Annotated in this window: 12 protein-coding genes; 11 read left to right on the forward strand and 1 reads right to left on the reverse strand. The window is 60.9% G+C overall.

Features of this window, described 5'->3' with window-relative positions:
• Nucleotides 1-142 precede the first annotated feature (142 nt).
• Both DW661_RS04935 and DW661_RS04940 read left to right on the forward strand, forming a co-directional pair.
• A complete protein-coding gene (locus DW661_RS04935) occupies nt 143-1,519 on the forward strand; it encodes an alpha-amylase family glycosyl hydrolase (RefSeq protein ID WP_118934839.1) in 1,377 nt (458 codons plus the stop codon).
• A gap of 3 nt (nt 1,520-1,522) precedes the next feature.
• Nucleotides 1,523-2,086, forward strand: coding sequence for a uracil-DNA glycosylase family protein (locus DW661_RS04940; protein ID WP_118934841.1), 564 nt, complete (start codon nt 1,523-1,525; stop codon nt 2,084-2,086).
• Nucleotide 2,087: 1 nt separating this feature from the next.
• On the opposite strand, the gene DW661_RS04945 is transcribed toward DW661_RS04940, so the two are convergent.
• Nucleotides 2,088-2,750 carry a hypothetical protein gene (locus tag DW661_RS04945; protein ID WP_117563775.1) on the reverse strand — a complete coding sequence of 221 codons (663 nt, stop codon included), beginning with the start codon at nt 2,748-2,750 and terminating at the stop codon, nt 2,088-2,090.
• Between the two features lie 93 nt (nt 2,751-2,843).
• On the opposite strand from DW661_RS04945, the gene DW661_RS04950 reads away from it, so the two are divergent.
• The 9 genes from DW661_RS04950 (at nt 2,844) to rpsL (ending at nt 17,476) form a co-directional block, all read left to right on the forward strand.
• Nucleotides 2,844-3,980, forward strand: a complete 1,137-nt coding sequence (locus tag DW661_RS04950) for a pyridoxal phosphate-dependent aminotransferase (RefSeq protein WP_118934843.1) — start codon at nt 2,844-2,846, stop codon at nt 3,978-3,980.
• A gap of 506 nt (nt 3,981-4,486) precedes the next feature.
• On the forward strand, nt 4,487-5,008 hold the full coding sequence (gene rplJ / locus DW661_RS04955) for a 50S ribosomal protein L10 (RefSeq protein WP_006235004.1): 522 nt from the start codon (nt 4,487-4,489) through the stop codon (nt 5,006-5,008).
• Nucleotides 5,009-5,110: 102 nt separating this feature from the next.
• The gene (gene rplL, locus DW661_RS04960) at nt 5,111-5,488 is read left to right on the forward strand and encodes a 50S ribosomal protein L7/L12 (RefSeq protein WP_006235005.1); all 378 of its coding nucleotides are present in this window, start codon (nt 5,111-5,113) and stop codon (nt 5,486-5,488) included.
• Between the two features lie 313 nt (nt 5,489-5,801).
• Nucleotides 5,802-6,710 (forward strand): UTP--glucose-1-phosphate uridylyltransferase, encoded by a 909-nt coding sequence (locus DW661_RS04965; protein WP_118934845.1) that lies wholly within the window; start codon nt 5,802-5,804, stop codon nt 6,708-6,710.
• A gap of 350 nt (nt 6,711-7,060) precedes the next feature.
• On the forward strand, nt 7,061-10,489 hold the full coding sequence (locus DW661_RS04970; RefSeq protein WP_233547458.1) for a DNA-directed RNA polymerase subunit beta: 3,429 nt from the start codon (nt 7,061-7,063) through the stop codon (nt 10,487-10,489).
• A gap of 6 nt (nt 10,490-10,495) precedes the next feature.
• Nucleotides 10,496-14,971 (forward strand): DNA-directed RNA polymerase subunit beta', encoded by a 4,476-nt coding sequence (locus DW661_RS04975; RefSeq protein WP_199584853.1) that lies wholly within the window; start codon nt 10,496-10,498, stop codon nt 14,969-14,971.
• A gap of 311 nt (nt 14,972-15,282) precedes the next feature.
• Entirely contained in the window at nt 15,283-15,801 is a 519-nt protein-coding gene (locus tag DW661_RS04980; protein ID WP_118934851.1) for an RNA polymerase sigma factor, read from the forward strand.
• On the forward strand, nt 15,752-16,828 hold the full coding sequence (locus tag DW661_RS04985) for a DUF4179 domain-containing protein (RefSeq protein ID WP_118934852.1): 1,077 nt from the start codon (nt 15,752-15,754) through the stop codon (nt 16,826-16,828). The genes DW661_RS04980 and DW661_RS04985 overlap by 50 nt, the downstream gene beginning before the upstream one ends.
• 270 nt (nt 16,829-17,098) lie before the next feature.
• Nucleotides 17,099-17,476, forward strand: coding sequence for a 30S ribosomal protein S12 (gene rpsL / locus DW661_RS04990; protein ID WP_006235012.1), 378 nt, complete (start codon nt 17,099-17,101; stop codon nt 17,474-17,476).
• Nucleotides 17,477-17,540 lie beyond the last annotated feature (64 nt).

Raw genomic sequence — 17,540 nt, forward strand, 5'->3', positions numbered from 1 at the left:
ATCAGTTGCGGTGGAATAGAGACTGTTTGCCCGGTTTATTGGTCTCAACAGTCCCTATTTCACCGCAACTTATTTTGGGGGAGGGGATGCGCGGCGGGCATACAATGGATGGCGTTGCGTGAAAGATTGCCGGGAGGTTGCTATGTGGGCATACGAGACGACGTTCTATCAGATCTATCCGCTGGGCTTTTGCGGAGCTCCGCGCGAAAACGCCGCCCCTGTTGCCGAGGATGAACTCGCCCAGGCTGCCAACGCTGCGCCCAACCCCGATGCGCCCATAATGAAGATTGCCCAATGGGCCGACTACCTGCAAGAGCTCGGCATCGGTGCTGTGCTCATTAACCCGCCGCTCGAATCCGACAGTCACGGTTACGACACGCGCAGCCTGCGCCATATCGACCGTCGCCTGGGTGGGGATGCCGACTTTGCCGCCGTGTGCGAGACACTGCATGCCCATGGCATCCGTGTGGTGCTTGATGCCGTCTTCAACCATGTCGGTCGCGGTTTTTGGGCCTTCCGCGATGTTCAGGAGCGCAAGTGGGACTCGCCCTACAAGGACTGGTTTCACATTAGCTTTGACGGCGACTCCTGCTATGGCGACGGCTTTTGGTACGAGGGCTGGGAAGGCCATTTTGAGCTTGTGAAGCTCAACTTGCAAAACCCCGCCGTGGTCGATTACCTGCTTGAGTCCGTGCGTCGCTGGGCCGAGGGCTTTGGCATCGACGGCCTGCGCTTGGACGTCGCCTATATGCTCGATCGCGATTTTATGCGCCGCCTGCATACTTTTACCCGTGAGCTCAAGCCCGATTTTGTGCTGATTGGTGAGACGCTCCACGGCGACTACAACCAGATCGTCAATGACGAGATGCTTGACTCCTGCACCAACTACGAGTGCTACAAGGGCCTGTACTCCAGCTTTAACTCGGTCAACATGTTCGAGATCGCCCACTCGCTGCATCGCCAGTTTGGCGGTGACCCGTGGTGCATTTATCGCGGCAAGCATCTGCTGTCGTTTGTCGACAACCACGATGTGCCGCGCCTGGCGAGCATCCTTACCGACAAGTCCTGTCTGCGCCCCGCTTATGGCATGCTCTTTGGCATGCCGGGCATTCTGTGCGTCTACTATGGCAGCGAGTGGGGGATTCCTGGCGAAAAGGGTGGCCCCGATGGCGACTGGGCGCTGCGACCTGCGCTCGATGAGCCTGCGCCCAACGAGCTGACGGCCTTCATCAAGCAGCTCGCGCACCTGCGCTCGGCAGACGACGCGGCGGCCCGTGCCCTCAACTATGGTGCCTATCGCAACGTGGTGATCCAGAACAAGCAGCTGCTGTTCGAGCGCGCCTGTGATGACGCGACGGTGCTCGTGGCGGTGAACGCCGTGGGCGAGCCTTACGCCTTTGGCGCCGGCGAGCTCAACGGGTCCTTTGTCGACCTGCTTGCCGACGATGCGCCCACGGTCGAGCTGACGGGTGCCCTTGAGCTTGCACCCTACGAGGTGCGCTATCTGTTGAGGGCCTAGGCCATGCCTGTGTCTGACGAGGGCTATCAACATATTGAGCATGGGTTTGAGCCTGTGTTCGACCAGCGCTCGCGCGTTTTGGTGCTGGGGTCGTTTCCCTCGGTGCTCTCGCGTGCAAATGCCTTTTATTACGGCAACCCTCAGAATCGCTTTTGGCGTGTGATGGCTGCGTGCCTCGGTGTGCCTGTGCCGCCCAACGAGGGCGATCCTTTGGCAAGCGGTGAGCCCGCGACGCTCGATGCCTCCATTGCCGCCAAGCGGGCCATGCTGCTGAACGGCGGCGTGGCCCTGTGGGATGCAATCGAGGGCTGCGACATTAAGGGCTCGAGCGACGCGAGCATTCGCAACGTTGTGCCGGCACATATCGAGCGCATTACCGATGCCGCGCCGATCGAGGTCGTTGTCTGTAACGGCGGTACGGCAGGGCGACTCTACAAACGCTACTTGCAAGATCGGACGGGGTTGCCCGCCGTCGTCCTGCCCTCGACAAGTCCTGCCAATGCCGCCTGGCGACTGGAGCGTCTTGTCGAGCGTTGGCACGAAGCCGTTGACTGGGCTGTTATTTAATTTAGATTTTTGTTTGAGCGTGGGCGCCCAGACGTTTCAGAACGCCTCGCCAGATCGGCGCGGGCACGGCTGGCTCGGCGCAAACCATGCCGTCGGCGTCGACGTTGGCGGCATTGCCGCCGCCAAGTCGCTGTGCATGCTCGACGGAGCAGCCCATGCGCACGGCGCCCACGAGCTTGTCCATGGCCTCCGAAAACGGTCGCCGCAAGAGTCCCATGCGCGGGGAATGGCGAAGCGCTGCGATGCCGCTGCCGGCGCAGATGGCAACGCCGCCACACCACAATTGGTCATGGCGCTCACATGCCTTGTGCAGGCGAACGGCGGTCCCACGCGCCTGCTCAGTGCCCTCTTGTGCGGCTCGAATCGCGGCATAGACGCGCGTTCCCGTACCGCCAAAGCGCTCAAGCGCCTGCTCGATAGCAGTCAACGTCTCATCGTCAGCCACATCTTCAATGGCCAGCACGATGCCATCGGCAACGCTGCCGGCGTCATTTGCCTTCAAGTCGACCGGGCGGGGGAGTGCGGTGCCGGAAAGTTGAGCATAGGCGGCGATGGCATCCTGCAGGTCCCAGAGCAAAAAATCAAGATCGGCGCTATTGGGAATACTGATATACGCAATGGTGTGCAGTGTTTTTGGTAAGTCGCCGCGCGCGGTCGTCTCCATGCCATCTCCTTTCCGGCTCGTTTCCGTTTAGGTTACACCGTCTGGCGGCGCCCCGCCGCGCTATCCTAGTGCAACCCTTACGAAAGGAACGCCATGCGACTGCCCATGAATACCTCGCTTGCCACGCTCAAGCCCTCCGGTATCCGCCGGATCAACGCGCTCGCCGCCCAGCGCCCGGGGTGCATCGCGCTTGCGCTCGGCGAGCCCGATTTTCCCACGCCCGATGTGATTAGCGCCGAGGTGACCGCCGCGCTGGACCGCGGTGACACGCACTATCCGCCCAACAACGGTCGCCCCGCCCTGCGCGAGGCGCTGTCCAAATATATGGATGACGCGGGCCTGGCGTTTTCGGCCGACGAGGTCATCCTAACCGACGGCGCGACCGAGGCCCTGTCGGCAACATTCATGGCTATGCTCAACCCCGGCGACGAGGTCATTATCCCCACGCCGGCCTTTGGCCTGTACGAGAGCATCGTCGTGGCCAACCATGCCAAGGCGGTCTTTTTGGATACGGAGCCTGCGCAATTTCAGATTGACGAAGACGCACTTCGTGCTTGCGTGACGCCGGCGACCAAAGCCATCGTCATCTGCTCGCCCAACAACCCCACGGGCTGCATCCTCAACGCGGCTTCGCTCGACGCCGTGGCGCACGTGGCGGAGCAGGCGGGCATCTACGTGGTCTGCGACGACGTATACAACCGCCTGGTTTATGTGGATGGCTACGAGCGCTTTGCCCAGCGTCACCCGGAGCTGCGTGAGCAGACGGTCGTCATCGAGAGCTTCTCCAAGCCCTGGGCCATGACCGGCTGGCGCTTGGGCTGGCTCGCAGCGGCAGCCCCCGTCATCGCCGAGATCGCAAAGGCTCACCAATACTTAGTATCGAGTGCTGTCTCCTTCGAAATGGACGCCGCAGCCCGAGCCCTGACCGTCGACCCAACCCCCATGCTCAAAGTCTACCGAGCCCGCCGCGAACGCGTACTCGCAGCCTTAAACGCCATGGGCCTCGACGTAGTAGAGCCCGCAGGAGCCTTCTACACTTTCCCGAGCATCAAAAAGTTCGGCCTAACCAGCGAAGACTTCTGCATCAAAGCCATCAAAGAGGCCAACGTAGCCCTAGTCCCGGGCGACTGCTTCGGCACCGAAGGCCACATCCGCCTCAGCTACTGCGTCTCCGACAAGGATTTGGACGAAGGTCTCCGCCGCCTGTCCACCTTCGTTTCAACTCTGTAGCCCAACGGGACCCAAAATCATCAGCCCACCGACTTAAGGCTTATGAGTGGGGGTGCCGGCCAACGGGAAACCGGGCTGCCCCAAAGTCACCGCAGGCCGCGCCGCCGAAGGCCAGGCGCAAGGTTTTCGTAGATTCCGCACGAGCCGAAGAGCACTTAATGTGCTCTTCGTGCGAGCCCAGGACCTGACCGAGCGAAAACCTTGCGCCTGGCCTTCGGCGGCGCGGCCGGATGGTGGAATTGTGTGCAGCCCGGTTTCCCGTTGACCGACGCCGGGGTCCCCGCCATAATACTTTCGGTTCACGCACGAATCCGCTGCCAGAGACAGCCGGTGCAAACGGGCATCGCCCGCGAGCTTAATGGGATATCCCGCCAGCCGAGGTGGTCGAGTAGATATGTCTTCTCGCCCCCGTCGCTCATGCAGCGCGGGGGCTTTCTTTTTGGACATGCCCCCGTCACGTCCTTGTGGCGGACCGTGCCCGGAAAGAATTCGAGGAGGTGTAATTCATGCCCCAGCAGTACAAAATCGACAAGGTTGCAGAGATCGAGTCCCGTATCGCCGAGAACGCCGGTCTGTTCGTCGTCAACTACAACGGTCTGACGGTTAAGCAGGCTCAGGAGCTGCGTCATCAGCTTCGCGAGTGCGGCGCCGAGATGAAGGTCTACAAGAACAACCTGGTCAAGATCGCTCTCAAGAACCAGGAGCAGCCCGAGCTCGACGAGATCCTCGCCGGCCCCGTCGCTTATGTGTTCTACGAGTCCGAGCCGGTCGAGGCCGCTAAGGCCCTTAAGGACTTCTCTGCTAAGTCCAAGGGCGTCCTTGAGATCAAGGGCGGTATCTCCGACGGCAAGGCCGTTTCCGCTGATGATGTTAAGGCTATCGCCGAGCTGCCCACCAAGGATCAGCTTCTCGGCCAGATCGCCGGTCTCATCTCCGGTTTCGCTCGCGACATCGCTGTCTGCGTCAACGGCGTTTCCTCTGGTCTCGCTCGTTCGATCCAGCAGGTCTCCGAGCAGAAGGCAGCCTAGTCGCTGTTTTCACCTGCGGCGGCAACGCCGCACCCCTGGCGCATTCGCGCCGTGTTTTAACTGATCTCCGTGCACAGACACGGAAACCGAAAGGACTTAGAAATGGCTAAGCTTACCACCGATGAGATCATCGATGCTCTTAAGGAAATGACCCTTCTCGAGGCTTCCGAGCTCGTTAAGGCTATCGAGGACACCTTCGGTGTTTCCGCCGCTGCTCCTGCCGCCGTTGTCGCCGCTCCCGCTGCTGGCGCTGCTGAGGCCGAGGAGAAGACCGAGTTTGACGTCGTGCTCGAGGGCTTCGGCGACAACAAGATCCAGGTCATCAAGGCCGTCCGTGAGCTCACCAACCTTGGCCTGAAGGAGGCCAAGGAGGTCGTCGAGGGCGCCCCCAAGGCTGTTCTCGAGGGTGCCAAGAAGGAGGACGCCGAGGCTGCCAAGGAGAAGCTCGAGGCTGCTGGCGCTGCTGTCACCCTCAAGTAATCAGGCTTTCTCGCCAGATTTCTTTGCAGACGGGGTTCGCATTGCGAGCCCCGTCTTTTTTGTTATGACCCCTCTATTTTGCTGGCTCGGCATGCAAATTGCTGTCGCTTGCGGTGCTTTGGGGTCGCTACCGTTGGGCGATAAAATTGCACCATTCGAGCAATAATTTGCGTTGACCTGCTGAAGAATGGCGCTTGCCTGCATTAACGTTAATTAACGGCGGTAAGATAAACCGGTATCGCAATTTGGTCTGCGGCCGCCGTGCCGCACGCACAGGGCGCATCCTGCGCCTGCGAAAGGATCCTTGAATAACATGAAGGCAATCATCCCCGCCGCCGGTCTTGGCACGCGTTTTCTGCCTGGCACCAAGTGTACGCCCAAAGAGATGCTGCCGGTGCTCGACAAGCCGGTCATCCAGTACGTCGTTGAGGAGGCGCTCGAGCCCGAGGAGGTCGACGATGCCATCATCGTTACCTCTCCCGGTAAGCCCGAGCTGCTGAGCTACTTCCAGCCCGATCGCTCGCTCGAGAACCTGCTGCGCGAGCGCGGCAAGAACGCCTATGCCGATGCCGTTGCCCACGCTGGCGGTATGCCGGTCGACTTCCGTTATCAGTACGAGCCCAAGGGCCTCGGCCATGCTATCCGCTCTGCTGCCGACGCCGTGGCAGGGGAGAACTTCCTGGTTCTTCTGGGCGACTACGTTGTGCCTAACCGCGACATCTGCGACAAGATGCTCGCCGTTTCCAAGGAGCACGGTGGCGCTTCGGTTATCGCCGTCGCTGCTTGCTCGCCCGAGGAAGTCAGCCGCTACGGCGTTATCGCCGGCGAGCGCGTCGGTTCGCTCGAGGGCGCCGAGAGCGTTGCCGATGCCGAGCCGGGCGCTGTCTGGCGCATCGGCGGTCTGGTCGAGAAGCCCGCTCCCGAGGCGGCTCCGTCCAACCTGTACATCGTCGGTCGTTACCTGCTGAGCCCGCTGGTCATGGACCTGCTGGCAGATCAGCAGGCCGGCAAGGGCGGCGAGATCCAGCTCACCGACGCCATGGCCCGTTCGCTCGACCGCGAGGCCATGTATGCGGTCGTCATCGACCCGCTGTCGGGCTACGACACCGGCACTCCCTCTGGCTGGATGGCCACCAACGCCCTCATGGCTGCAAGCGACCCCCGCTTTGCCGATGCCTTCTGGGACGCTATCGACGAGCGCGGCGGATTGATGCGCAAGTAAGCCTTCGGGCATCGACATTTACGGGCGTGGACCTCGGTTCGCGCCCGTTTTTTATAAGAGCTGCGATTGCCGGCCCTCTGTTCACAGAAAATATATGAACAGATGTTCGATACACATACATCTACCTGCATATTTTCTGCCGAAAAACTTTGCTACTCCAAAAACTCAATCGCGTCAAGGCTTTTCTTGCCCAACGGTCGGTACCTGATAAACTATTAGGTTGCGATAACTGGCGAAGCTATGCCTCGCCAACCCACCGAGCATTTCCGTGAAGGAGGAAAAACCTGGTGACCTACGCATACACTGCCACTGAGCGCAAGCGCGTCAGCTTCGGGAAAATCCCGGAGGCCATGGAGCTCCCCAACCTTATCTCTGTTCAAAGGGAATCCTTTGAGCGTTTTAAGGACGAGGGCCTTCGTGAGGCGTTCAAGGAATCCAGCCCCATCCAGAGCCAGAACCATGTTCTCGAGGTTACCTTCGGCGAGCATCAGTTCGGCGACCCCGCGCACACCGTCGAGGAGTGCCGCGAGAAGGATATGACCTATCAGGCTCCGCTTCTGACCGACGTCCGTCTCACCAACAAGGAGACCGGCGAGATCAAGGAGCAGCTCGTTTTCATGGGAGACTTCCCCATGATGACCGATCAGGGCACCTTCATCATCAACGGTACCGAGCGTATCGTCGTCTCGCAGCTCGTCCGCTCCCCGGGCGTGTACTACAGCTCCGAGATGGATTCGGGCAAGCAGATCTACAAGGCCCAGATCATCCCGTCCCGCGGTGCCTGGCTTGAGTTTGAGGTCGACAAGCGCGACCAGCTCATGGTCTCCATCGACCGTAAGCGCAAGCAGAGCGCCACGATGTTCCTGCGCGCCCTTGGCATCGCCGTCACCAACGACGACATCATCGAGCTGCTCGGCAACTCCGATGTGATCAAGCGCACCCTGGAGCGCGACACCGCCCTTACCCGCGAGGACGCCCTCATCGAGATCTACCGTCGCCTGCGCCCGGGCGAGCCTCCCACCGTGGACGCTTCCCGCAGCCTGCTCGAGGGCCTGCTCTTTAACCCGCAGCGCTACGATCTGGCCCGCGTCGGTCGTTACAAGGTCAACAAGAAGCTCAACCTCACCACCGATGAAGAGGTCACGGTGCTCACCGACGAGGATATCGTCGCGACGCTGCGCTACCTGCTGTCCCTCGCTGCCGGCGAGCAGGGCTTCAAGGTCGACGACATCGACCACTTTGGCAACCGCCGTATCCGCACCGTTGGCGAGCTCGTCGCCAACCAGTTCCGTATCGGCATGAGCCGTATGGAGCGCGTCGTCCGTGAGCGCATGAGCTCCCAGGACATCGACGAGATCACCCCGCAGTCGCTCATCAACATCCGCCCGATCGTGGCCTCCATCAAGGAGTTCTTCGGTTCCTCGCAGCTCTCGCAGTTCATGGACCAGGCGAACCCCCTGACCGGTCTGACCCACAAGCGCCGTCTGTCCGCACTCGGCCCTGGTGGTCTTGCCGGCCACAAGTCCGGCTCCAGCCGCCGCACCAACGTGCCGACGGCCGTCCGCGACGTTCACAACTCGCACTACAGCCGCATGTGCCCGATCGAGACCCCCGAAGGCCCCAACATCGGCCTGATCGGCTCGCTCGCCCTCTACGCCCGCGTCAACGAGTATGGCTTCATCGAGGCCCCGTTCCGTCGCGTCGAGAACGGCGTTGCCACCGACCAGATCGACTGGATGACCGCTGACGAGGAAGAGAAGCACGTCATCGCGCCGGCCAACACGCCGCTCGATCCCAAGACCAACGAGTTCATCACGACCGATGCCGAGGGCAAGATCGTCCGTCCGCACACCGTGATCGCCCGTACCCGCGACTTCGACGGCTCCTTCGGCGCTCCCGCCGACGTGCCTGTCGAGGACGTCGACTACATGGATGTCTCGCCGCGTCAGATGCTGTCCGTCGCAGCCACGCTGATTCCGTTCCTTGAGCACGACGACGCCAAGCGTACGCTGATGGGCGCTAACATGCAGCGTCAGGCCGTGCCGCTGGTTCACCCCGCCGCTCCCTATGTCGGTACCGGCATGGAGCGTCGCGCCGCTCTGGACTCCGGCGAGGTCACCCTGGCCAAGAACGCCGGCGAGGTCATCTTTGCCGACGCCGCCAAGATCATCGTCAAGCATGCCGGCGGCATGGACGAGTATCACCTGGCCAAGTACCAGCGCTCCAACCAGTCCACCTGCATCAACCACCGTCCGCTCGTGCGCGTCGGTGACACCGTTGAGCAGGGCGAGCCCCTGGCCGACGGTCCTTCGACCGATCACGGCGAGCTCGCACTGGGCCAGAACCTCACCGTGGCCTACATGCCGTGGGAAGGCTTTAACTACGAGGACGGTATCGTCGTGTCCGAGCGCCTGGTGGCCGAGGACCTGCTGACGACCATCAACATCACCCGTCACGAGATCGACGCCCGCGACACCAAGCTCGGCCCCGAGGAGATCACCCGCGAGATCCCGAACCTCTCCGAGGACATGCTTGCCAACCTCGACGAGGACGGCATCATCCGCATCGGCGCCGAGGTCGGCCCTGGCGACATCCTGGTCGGTAAGGTCACGCCTAAGGGCGAGAGCGCTCTGACCGCCGAGGAGCGCCTGCTGCGCGCCATCTTCGGTGCCAAGGCCCACGATGTCCGTGACACCTCCCTTAAGATGCCTCACGGCGCTTACGGCCGCGTCATCGACGTCGTCCGCTTTAGCCGCGAGAACGGCGACGACCTGGCCCCCGGCGTCAACGAGCAGGTGCGCGTCTACGTCGCCCAGCGTCGTAAGATCCAGCAGGGCGATAAGATCGCCGGCCGCCACGGCAACAAGGGTGTTATCTGTAACGTTCTGCCGGTCGAGGACATGCCCTACATGGCTGACGGTACCCCGATCGACGTTATCCTCAACCCGCTGGGCGTTCCTTCGCGTATGAACGTCGGCCAGCTGCTCGAGTGCCACCTTGGCTGGGCTGCTGCCTGCGGTTGGGATACCGAGCAGGCCGACTCCGACAAGTACGTCCCCGGTCCGTTCTTCACCGCGACGCCCGTCTTCGACGGCGCCAAGGAGGACGAGATCGCCGAGGTCATCCGTCGTGCCAACAAGAACATGCTCAACAAGGCCACCGCTGCCTTTGGCGATCACATGCGCCCCGAGTTCGTCACCCAGCTTGACGAGCGCGGCAAGACCCGTCTGTTCGACGGCCGTACCGGCGAGGAGTTCCGCGAGCCCATTACCGTGGGTACGTCCTACATCCTCAAGCTCGGCCACATGGTCGACGACAAGATCCACGCCCGTTCGACTGGCCCTTACAGCCTGGTTACCCAGCAGCCTCTGGGCGGCAAGGCCCAGTTCGGCGGCCAGCGCTTCGGCGAGATGGAAGTTTGGGCACTGTACGCTTACGGCGCTTCCAACGTCCTGCAGGAGATCCTGACCGTCAAGTCCGACGATACCGTGGGCCGCGTCAAGACCTACGAGTCCATCGTCAAGGGCGAGAACGTTCCTGTCCCGGGTATCCCCGAGTCCTTCAAGGTTCTCGTCAAGGAGATCCGCTCCCTCGCGCTGGACATCGAGCCCATGCACGATGCCGACGAGGACGCCTCCGCCCCTGTGACCGCCGAGGAGACCTCTGCTCTCGACGACCTGGCTGCGCTCGCCGGCGTTGACACCGACGTCGAGGCCGAGGATGCCGAGACCGCCGAGGCACCCGAGGCTGTCGCCGCCACGACCACTGATAAGGAGTAGTTGACTGTGGCAGATTTCGAAGCTACTGATTTTGACTCGGTAAAGATCTCCCTTGCCTCCGCCGACCAGATCCGTTCCTGGTCGCACGGTGAGGTCAAGAAGCCGGAGACCATCAATTACCGTACCCTCAAGCCCGAGAAGGACGGCCTGTTCTGCGAGAAGATCTTCGGTCCCGCCAAGGACTGGGAGTGCTCCTGCGGCAAGTACAAGGGCATCCGCTTTAAGGGCATCGTCTGCGAGCGCTGCGGCGTCGAGGTCACCTCGGCCAAGGTGCGTCGCGACCGCATGGGCCACATCGAGCTCGCCGCTCCCGTGTCCCACATCTGGTACTTCAAGAGCCCCACGAGCTTCCCGATGAGCCGTATGCTCGACATCAAGTCCAAGGACCTCGAGAAGGTTCTGTACTTTGCCAGCTACATCATCACCGAGGTTGACTACGAGGCTCGCGAGGCCGACGCTGACGACCTGCGCGAGGAGCTCGCCGCCGATCTGGAAGAGATCGATGCCGAGTGCGCCCGCCAGATCGAGTCCCTCAAGGAGCAGGGCGACCCCGAGAACTTTGACGAGTTCTCCGACGAGGAGCCGCTGACCCCCGAGGAGATCGCCTCTGGCATCGTCGACATCGAGGAAGAGTGCAAGGACGAGAAGCAGCTCCGCACGGACGCCTTCAACGCCTTCATGAAGCTCACCGAGCGCGACCTCATCTCCGATGAGCCGCTGTTCCGCGAGATGACCCGCTACTACTCCATGTACTTCAAGGGTGGCATGGGTGCCGAGGCCGTCCGCGACCTGCTCGCTGCCATCGACCTTCCTTCCGAGGCCGAGAAGCTCAAGGCCATCATTGCCGACGAGGATTCCCAGAAGCAGAAGCGCGAGAAGGCCGTCAAGCGCCTCGAGGTCGTTGACGCCTTCCTGAAGGGTGGCAACAGCCCCGCGAACATGATCCTGGATGTCATCCCGGTCATTCCGCCCGATCTGCGCCCGATGGTCCAGCTCGACGGCGGTCGCTTTGCCGCGTCCGACCTCAACGACCTGTATCGTCGCGTGATCAACCGTAACAACCGACTCAAGCGCCTGCTCGACCTGGACGCCCCTGCGATCATCGTGAACAACGAGAAGCGCATGCTCCAGGAGTCTGTGGACGCCCTGTTCGACAACGGCCGCCGTGGTCGCCCGGTCTCTGGCCGTGGCGGTCGCCCGCTCAAGTCGCTCGCCGAGGCCCTCAAGGGCAAGCAGGGTCGTTTCCGTCAGAACCTGCTGGGCAAGCGTGTCGACTACTCCGGCCGTTCGGTTATCGTTACCGACCCCAAGCTGCTGCTGCACCAGTGCGGTCTGCCCAAGACCATGGCGCTGGAGCTCTTCAAGCCCTTCGTCATGAAGCGCCTGGTCGAGCTCGGCAAGGTCGAGAACATCAAGGGCGCCAAGCGCGCTATCGACCGCGGTGCCACCTTTGTGTGGGATATCCTCGAAGAGGTCATCGACGGCCGCGTCGTGCTGCTCAACCGTGCACCGACCCTGCACCGTCTGTCCATCCAGGCCTTTGAGCCGGTGCTGGTCGAGGGCAAGGCTATCCACCTGCATCCGCTGGTCTGCTCGCCCTTCAACGCCGACTTCGACGGCGACCAGATGTCTGTCCATGTGCCGCTGTCCAGCCAGGCTCAGGCCGAGGCTCGCGTGCTTATGCTCTCTGCGAACAACCTGCGCTCGCCGGCATCCGGCAAGCCGGTTAACATCCCCTCGCAGGACATGATCATCGGTGTGTACTACCTGACCCAGGTCCGCGACGGTCTGCCGGGCGAGAACCACGTGTTCGCCAGCTTCGACGACGCGCTGCACGCCTATGACTGCCGCTCCGAGGTCGACATGCAGGCCAAGATTCAGGTCCGCGTGTCCGCTGCCGACGCCAATGTCATCAACGAGGACGGCACCCGTATCTTCCGCGTCAAGAACGGCAAGAACGAGTTTGTCGACTACGACGTCACCGGCAACAAGACCGCGCGCTTCGAGACCTCTATCGGCCGCATCATCTTCAACCGCCAGTGCCTGCCCGAAGACTATGAGTTCATGAACTACAAGATGGTCAAGGGCGACGTGGCCAAGCTGGTTGCGGACTGCTGCGATCGTTACCCCGAGGCCAAGGTCGGTCCGATCCTCGACGCCATCAAGTACTCCGGCTTCCACTACGCTACCCGCGCCGGCCTCACCATCTCGGTGTGGGACGCTCTCATCCCTGCCGAGAAGCAGGAGCTGCTCGATCGCGCCCAGGCCAACGTCGACCAGATCAACGAGTACTTCGAGGAGGGCTTCATCAACGAGACGGAGCGCCACATCGAAGTCGTTAACGAGTGGACCGCTTGTACCGATAAGGTCGCAGCGCTCATGCTCGACTTGTTCGACGAGGAGAACCCGCTCTACATGATGGCCGACTCCGGCGCCCGTGGTTCTAAGACCCAGCTGCGTCAGCTCGGCGGCATGCGTGGCCTGATGGCAGACATGTCCGGCGAGACGATCGACCTTCCCATTAAGGCGAACTTCCGCGAGGGCCTGCTGCCGCTCGAGTACTTCATTTCGACCTACGGCGCCCGTAAGGGCCTGGTCGATACCGCATCCCACACCTCGGACTCTGGTTACCTGACCCGTCGTCTGGTCGACGTGGCCCAGGACGTCATCGTCCGCGAGGAGGACTGCGGTACGCACGAGGGCGTCACCTACAACCTCATCATCCCCGGCACCACCGACCTCAACACCGACCTCGTCGGCCGTTGCTTCATCGAGGACGTCGTGGCCCCCGATGGCACCGTGCTCTTTGAGCAGGACGGCTACATCGAGAAGGTCGCCGACATCCAGAAGATGGTCGATGCCGGCCTTAAGAAGGTCAAGCTTCGCGCGCTGCTCACCTGCCGCTCCAAGTACGGCGTGTGCCAGAAGTGCTACGGCTGGGATCTTTCCACCCGTCGTCCGGTCGCCATCGGTACCGCGGTCGGCATTATTGCCGCCCAGTCCATCGGCGAGCCCGGTACGCAGCTTACGATGCGTACCATTCACTCCGGCGGCGTCGCTGGCGTCGACGATATTACGCAGGGTCTGCCTACGGTCAGCCGTATGTTCGATATCGTCGGCAACGTCAACGAGAAGATCCTGGGTCGCGAGGCCGAGCTGGCTCCGTACTCCGGTCACCTCTCGATTAAGCCCGAGAAGTCCGAGTACGTGCTGACGCTCACCGACTCCGAGGATCACACCCGTGTCCTCGATGAGCGCCGCGTTCCCGCTTCGGTGCGCTTCATGCCCGAGATCGAGGACGGCTGCGAGGTTCGCGCCGGCGACCAGATCACCAAGGGCTTCGTCAACTTCCGCAACCTGCGCAAGCTGACCGACATCGAGTCGACGATGCACACCTTCGTCGAGAGCGTCAAGGACGTCTACACCAGCCAGGGCGTCGACCTGAACGACAAGCACATCGAGGTGCTCGCACGTCAGATGCTGCGTCGCGTTCAGATCACCAACCCCGGTGACTCCAAGTACCTGCTTGGTCAGTACGTCGACCGCTACGAGTTCGCCGACGAGGTCGAGCGCGTTGCCCGTCTGGGCGGTCAGGCTCCCGTGGCCGAGCCCGTCATCCTGGGTACGCTCAAGGTCGCGTCCAACATCGACTCCTGGCTGTCGAGCGCTTCGTTTATCCGCACCGCTGGCGTCCTTACCGAGGCTGCCATCGAGGGCAAGGTCGACCACCTGCTCGACCTTAAGTCCAACGTCATCGTCGGTAAGAAGATCCCGGCTGGTACCGGCCTCAAGCCGTACGCCAACGCCAAGCTGACGTATCGTACGGCCGACGGCTATGTTGACATCGACGGTCCGGCTTCGCCCAACGCCAAGTCGCTGCCCGAGTGGGCTCCTGTGGAGCTCAAGGACCTGGACGAGCAGCTCCCGCAGCAGCTCGACTGGGCCGGCTACGACGAGTTTGGTGGTGCTGACGGTTCGTTCACCCGTAACGGTCACACCATCTCCGCCGAGAAGGCTCGCCTGTACCTGTTCGACGACCTGGGCGTGTCGCAGCGCTGGACCAACAAGTTCAGCGAGGTCGGCATCGAGACGGTCGGCGACCTGGTTGGCAAGTCCGAGGAGGATCTGCTGCGCATCGATGGCATCGGTGCCAAGGCGATCGAGGAGCTCCGTGACGGTCTGGAGGCCCACGACCTGCTCTACATCCTCGAGAACAACGACGACGTTGCCGACGAGGAAGACCTCTCGCAGCTGCTGCAGATGGTCTTTAGCCCCGACGGTCCGGACGACATCCTGCTGGGCACCTCCGCTCCGACGCATCACGCCGACGACGAGGAGGAGCTCCTGGGCGCCCCGATCGACGACAAGAAGGCTCCCGCCAACGGTGCCATCAACGAGGACATGGCTTCCCTCGACGAGCTGCTCAACCAGCTCGTGGACACCGACGACGCCGAAGAGGCCAAGGACAACGACGAGGAGTAATTAGTTCCGCCGTTCTAACGAACGGCGGCGACCTCCGTCGCTGCGCGGCCCCCAGAGCTACAATCTGTCATTCAAAAGGCAGGGCATGACCAAAAGGTCAATGCCCTGCCTTTTTCATGCCACCTTGTACGCTCTGGGGGCCGCTCGCTTGCGTATGCTCAACCTGTTGCGTTCCGTTGATCCCTTGCCAAAAAAGGGACAGGTTTATTTTGGTAGGTTTTTCCTGCTTGAATTTGAAACATTTCGTCCGGTCAGAGCGTATCTATGGTGAGGGCCTCATCGAGAACTATTAACGTCACCGGGAGGTGATTATGGAAGAACAAGCATTTAGACAGGCGGTCGAAGACCACCGGGATGTCGTGTTTCGGATCGCGTTGACGTACCTGCGTGATCGCGCCGACGCCGACGATGTCGCTCAAGACGTCTTTCTGAAGTTACTCAAAAGCGATGCGCAATTTGAAAGCTGGGAACATCTTCGTCGATGGCTTATCCGGGTCACGATCAATGAATGCAAATCTCTCTTTCGAAAGCCGTGGAGACGCGTGGAGGATATTGAGAACCTGGCCGATTCGCTTTCGACGGCGCAGGATGAGACCAAGGCCGTCCTATTAGACGTCATGCGGCTTCCGGAACGATTCCGTATCCCCATCGTGCTCTATTACTATCTGGGCTTTTCGACTTCAGAGATTGCCGAGTTGTTGCACGTACCAGCCGCGACCGTTCGAACGCGTTTAGCTCGCGGCAGATCGAAACTCAAGTTCATCCTAGAGGAGGGCGACCGTGAAATCCAACCAAATCAAGCAGGCCTTCGAGTCCGTCCAAGCCGATAGCGATCTTGCTGACCGTGTTCTTTATGCCGCTGCTGGTGAGCCGCTTCGCCGAAAGGGTCACGCGAAGCCTCTGTATGTTGCCGTAATCGGATGTCTTGCCGGAGTGCTGGCGACCGGAGGGGTCGCCTACGCTGTTGTCAATTCCAGTTATTTTGCCTCTGCCTGGGGAAACCATGGCAACGGAGAGTCCGTTACCTGGACAAATGGCGGCTCGTCGGGGACGAAATATACCTACACCAGAGAGTTTGGTGATGGTATCGCGCCCCAAAGCCTGGAGGGTGCAGTCCAGAAGGTCAATCTGTCCGTCGAGGGCAACGGCTATACGCTCGACATTCATGAGATGGCAATCGACGAGAACGGTTGCGGTGCTGTGACGTTTACATTGTCCAATCCGAATGGCGTTAACTACTACAAGCCGGCGGCAGAGCTTGGCGAACTTGTTCTCTATGGTGAAGAAGAAGGGGGCGTCAGTACACCCAGCATGAACTTCGGCGAGGAATGGGCTGATACACGCTGCACCATTGATAAAGACACATCAAGCGACACGGTCATTAACGGCACGATGTACTTTGCATCTTGGAATCGCGATCGAGATTTACGACATGCGGTCACCTGGAATATCAGTTGGACGGAGGGCAAAGGTGAGGATGCGAAGGTGATCGAGGTATCGACGCCAGAGTTTAACGTCGGAGCGCACGTCGATACAAAAGAACTCCGCTCCGATGACTCGCCTCTCGAGATTAGCCCGTTTTCCATCCAGACGCACATCGATGATCTGGGCTATGAAGCAGTTGATCATAAACTGACCGTCACCTACAAGGATGGGTCAGAGCAGATTATCGAAGATGACGACGCAGGGGCGTACAATTTCTATGTTTCGATGGCACGCAATAGCGGAGAGAACATTTGGGTGCCAACGAAGTTGATTGATGTCGATCAAGTGGTCTCGGTAACCCTCGAGGGCGCGAGGTACACATCAACAGGAGAGACCGAAACAGAAGTACCCTTTACCATCGTCTACTCGTAAGGCTTGAGGCCGCTTCCTGCTAGAGGAAGCGGCCATTTTTGTGTTACATGGACGGCTGGAATGGGCACTTGCGCACAGGCGGGGATTCCTTTTATGGAGGCTTTGCGGAAATATAGCTATTTTGGGATACGCCCGGCGGCGTGGTCTGTTGACGACACAGCTAACGGCACGTATCCTATCGAACTGCGTGTTTCGTAGGGGGATGCTGACCCCTCGATTCAAGCCGTTGCACTTTACAGAAAGCTGGAATCATTCGAGAAGGAGTACGCTTTGCCTACTATTAACCAGCTGGTTCGCCAGGGCCGTCGTTCCGTGCCCAAGAAGTCCAAGAACGCTGCTCTGCAGCACAACTCCCAGAAGCGCGGCGTGTGCACCCGCGTCTTCACCACGAGCCCCAAGAAGCCGAACTCGGCTCTTCGTAAGGTTGCCCGTGTTCGCCTTGTCAACGGCATCGAAGTTACTGCTTACATCCCGGGTGAGGGCCACAACCTGCAGGAGCACTCCATCGTGCTCGTCCGCGGCGGTCGTGTCCGTGACCTCCCTGGTGTCCGTTATCACGTCATCCGTGGCGCCTACGACGCTGCTCCGGTCCAGAACCGTATGCAGGCCCGTTCCAAGTACGGTGCTAAGCGCCCCAAGGCTAAATAAGCCAGATAACGTTTTGATACTTTCGCCGTGTGCCGTCTTGAGCGCCGCACGGTAGACACTTAAG

The sequence above is a fragment of the Collinsella sp. AM24-1 genome, assembly GCF_003470325.1.
Lineage (GTDB): Bacteria > Actinomycetota > Coriobacteriia > Coriobacteriales > Coriobacteriaceae > Collinsella.

Bases quoted from the DNA above. Each gene is read 5' to 3' on its own strand.
- DW661_RS04935 (WP_118934839.1), top strand. From the start codon at position 143: ATGTGGGCATACGAGACGACGTTCTATCAGATCTATCCGCTGGGCTTT.
- DW661_RS04980 (WP_118934851.1), top strand. From the start codon at position 15,283: ATGGAAGAACAAGCATTTAGACAGGCGGTCGAAGACCACCGGGATGTC.
- rplJ (WP_006235004.1), top strand. From the start codon at position 4,487: ATGCCCCAGCAGTACAAAATCGACAAGGTTGCAGAGATCGAGTCCCGT.
- DW661_RS04970 (WP_233547458.1), top strand. From the start codon at position 7,061: ATGGAGCTCCCCAACCTTATCTCTGTTCAAAGGGAATCCTTTGAGCGT.
- rplL (WP_006235005.1), top strand. From the start codon at position 5,111: ATGGCTAAGCTTACCACCGATGAGATCATCGATGCTCTTAAGGAAATG.
- DW661_RS04950 (WP_118934843.1), top strand. From the start codon at position 2,844: ATGCGACTGCCCATGAATACCTCGCTTGCCACGCTCAAGCCCTCCGGT.
- DW661_RS04940 (WP_118934841.1), top strand. From the start codon at position 1,523: ATGCCTGTGTCTGACGAGGGCTATCAACATATTGAGCATGGGTTTGAG.
- DW661_RS04945 (WP_117563775.1), bottom strand. From the start codon at position 2,750: ATGGAGACGACCGCGCGCGGCGACTTACCAAAAACACTGCACACCATT.
- DW661_RS04965 (WP_118934845.1), top strand. From the start codon at position 5,802: ATGAAGGCAATCATCCCCGCCGCCGGTCTTGGCACGCGTTTTCTGCCT.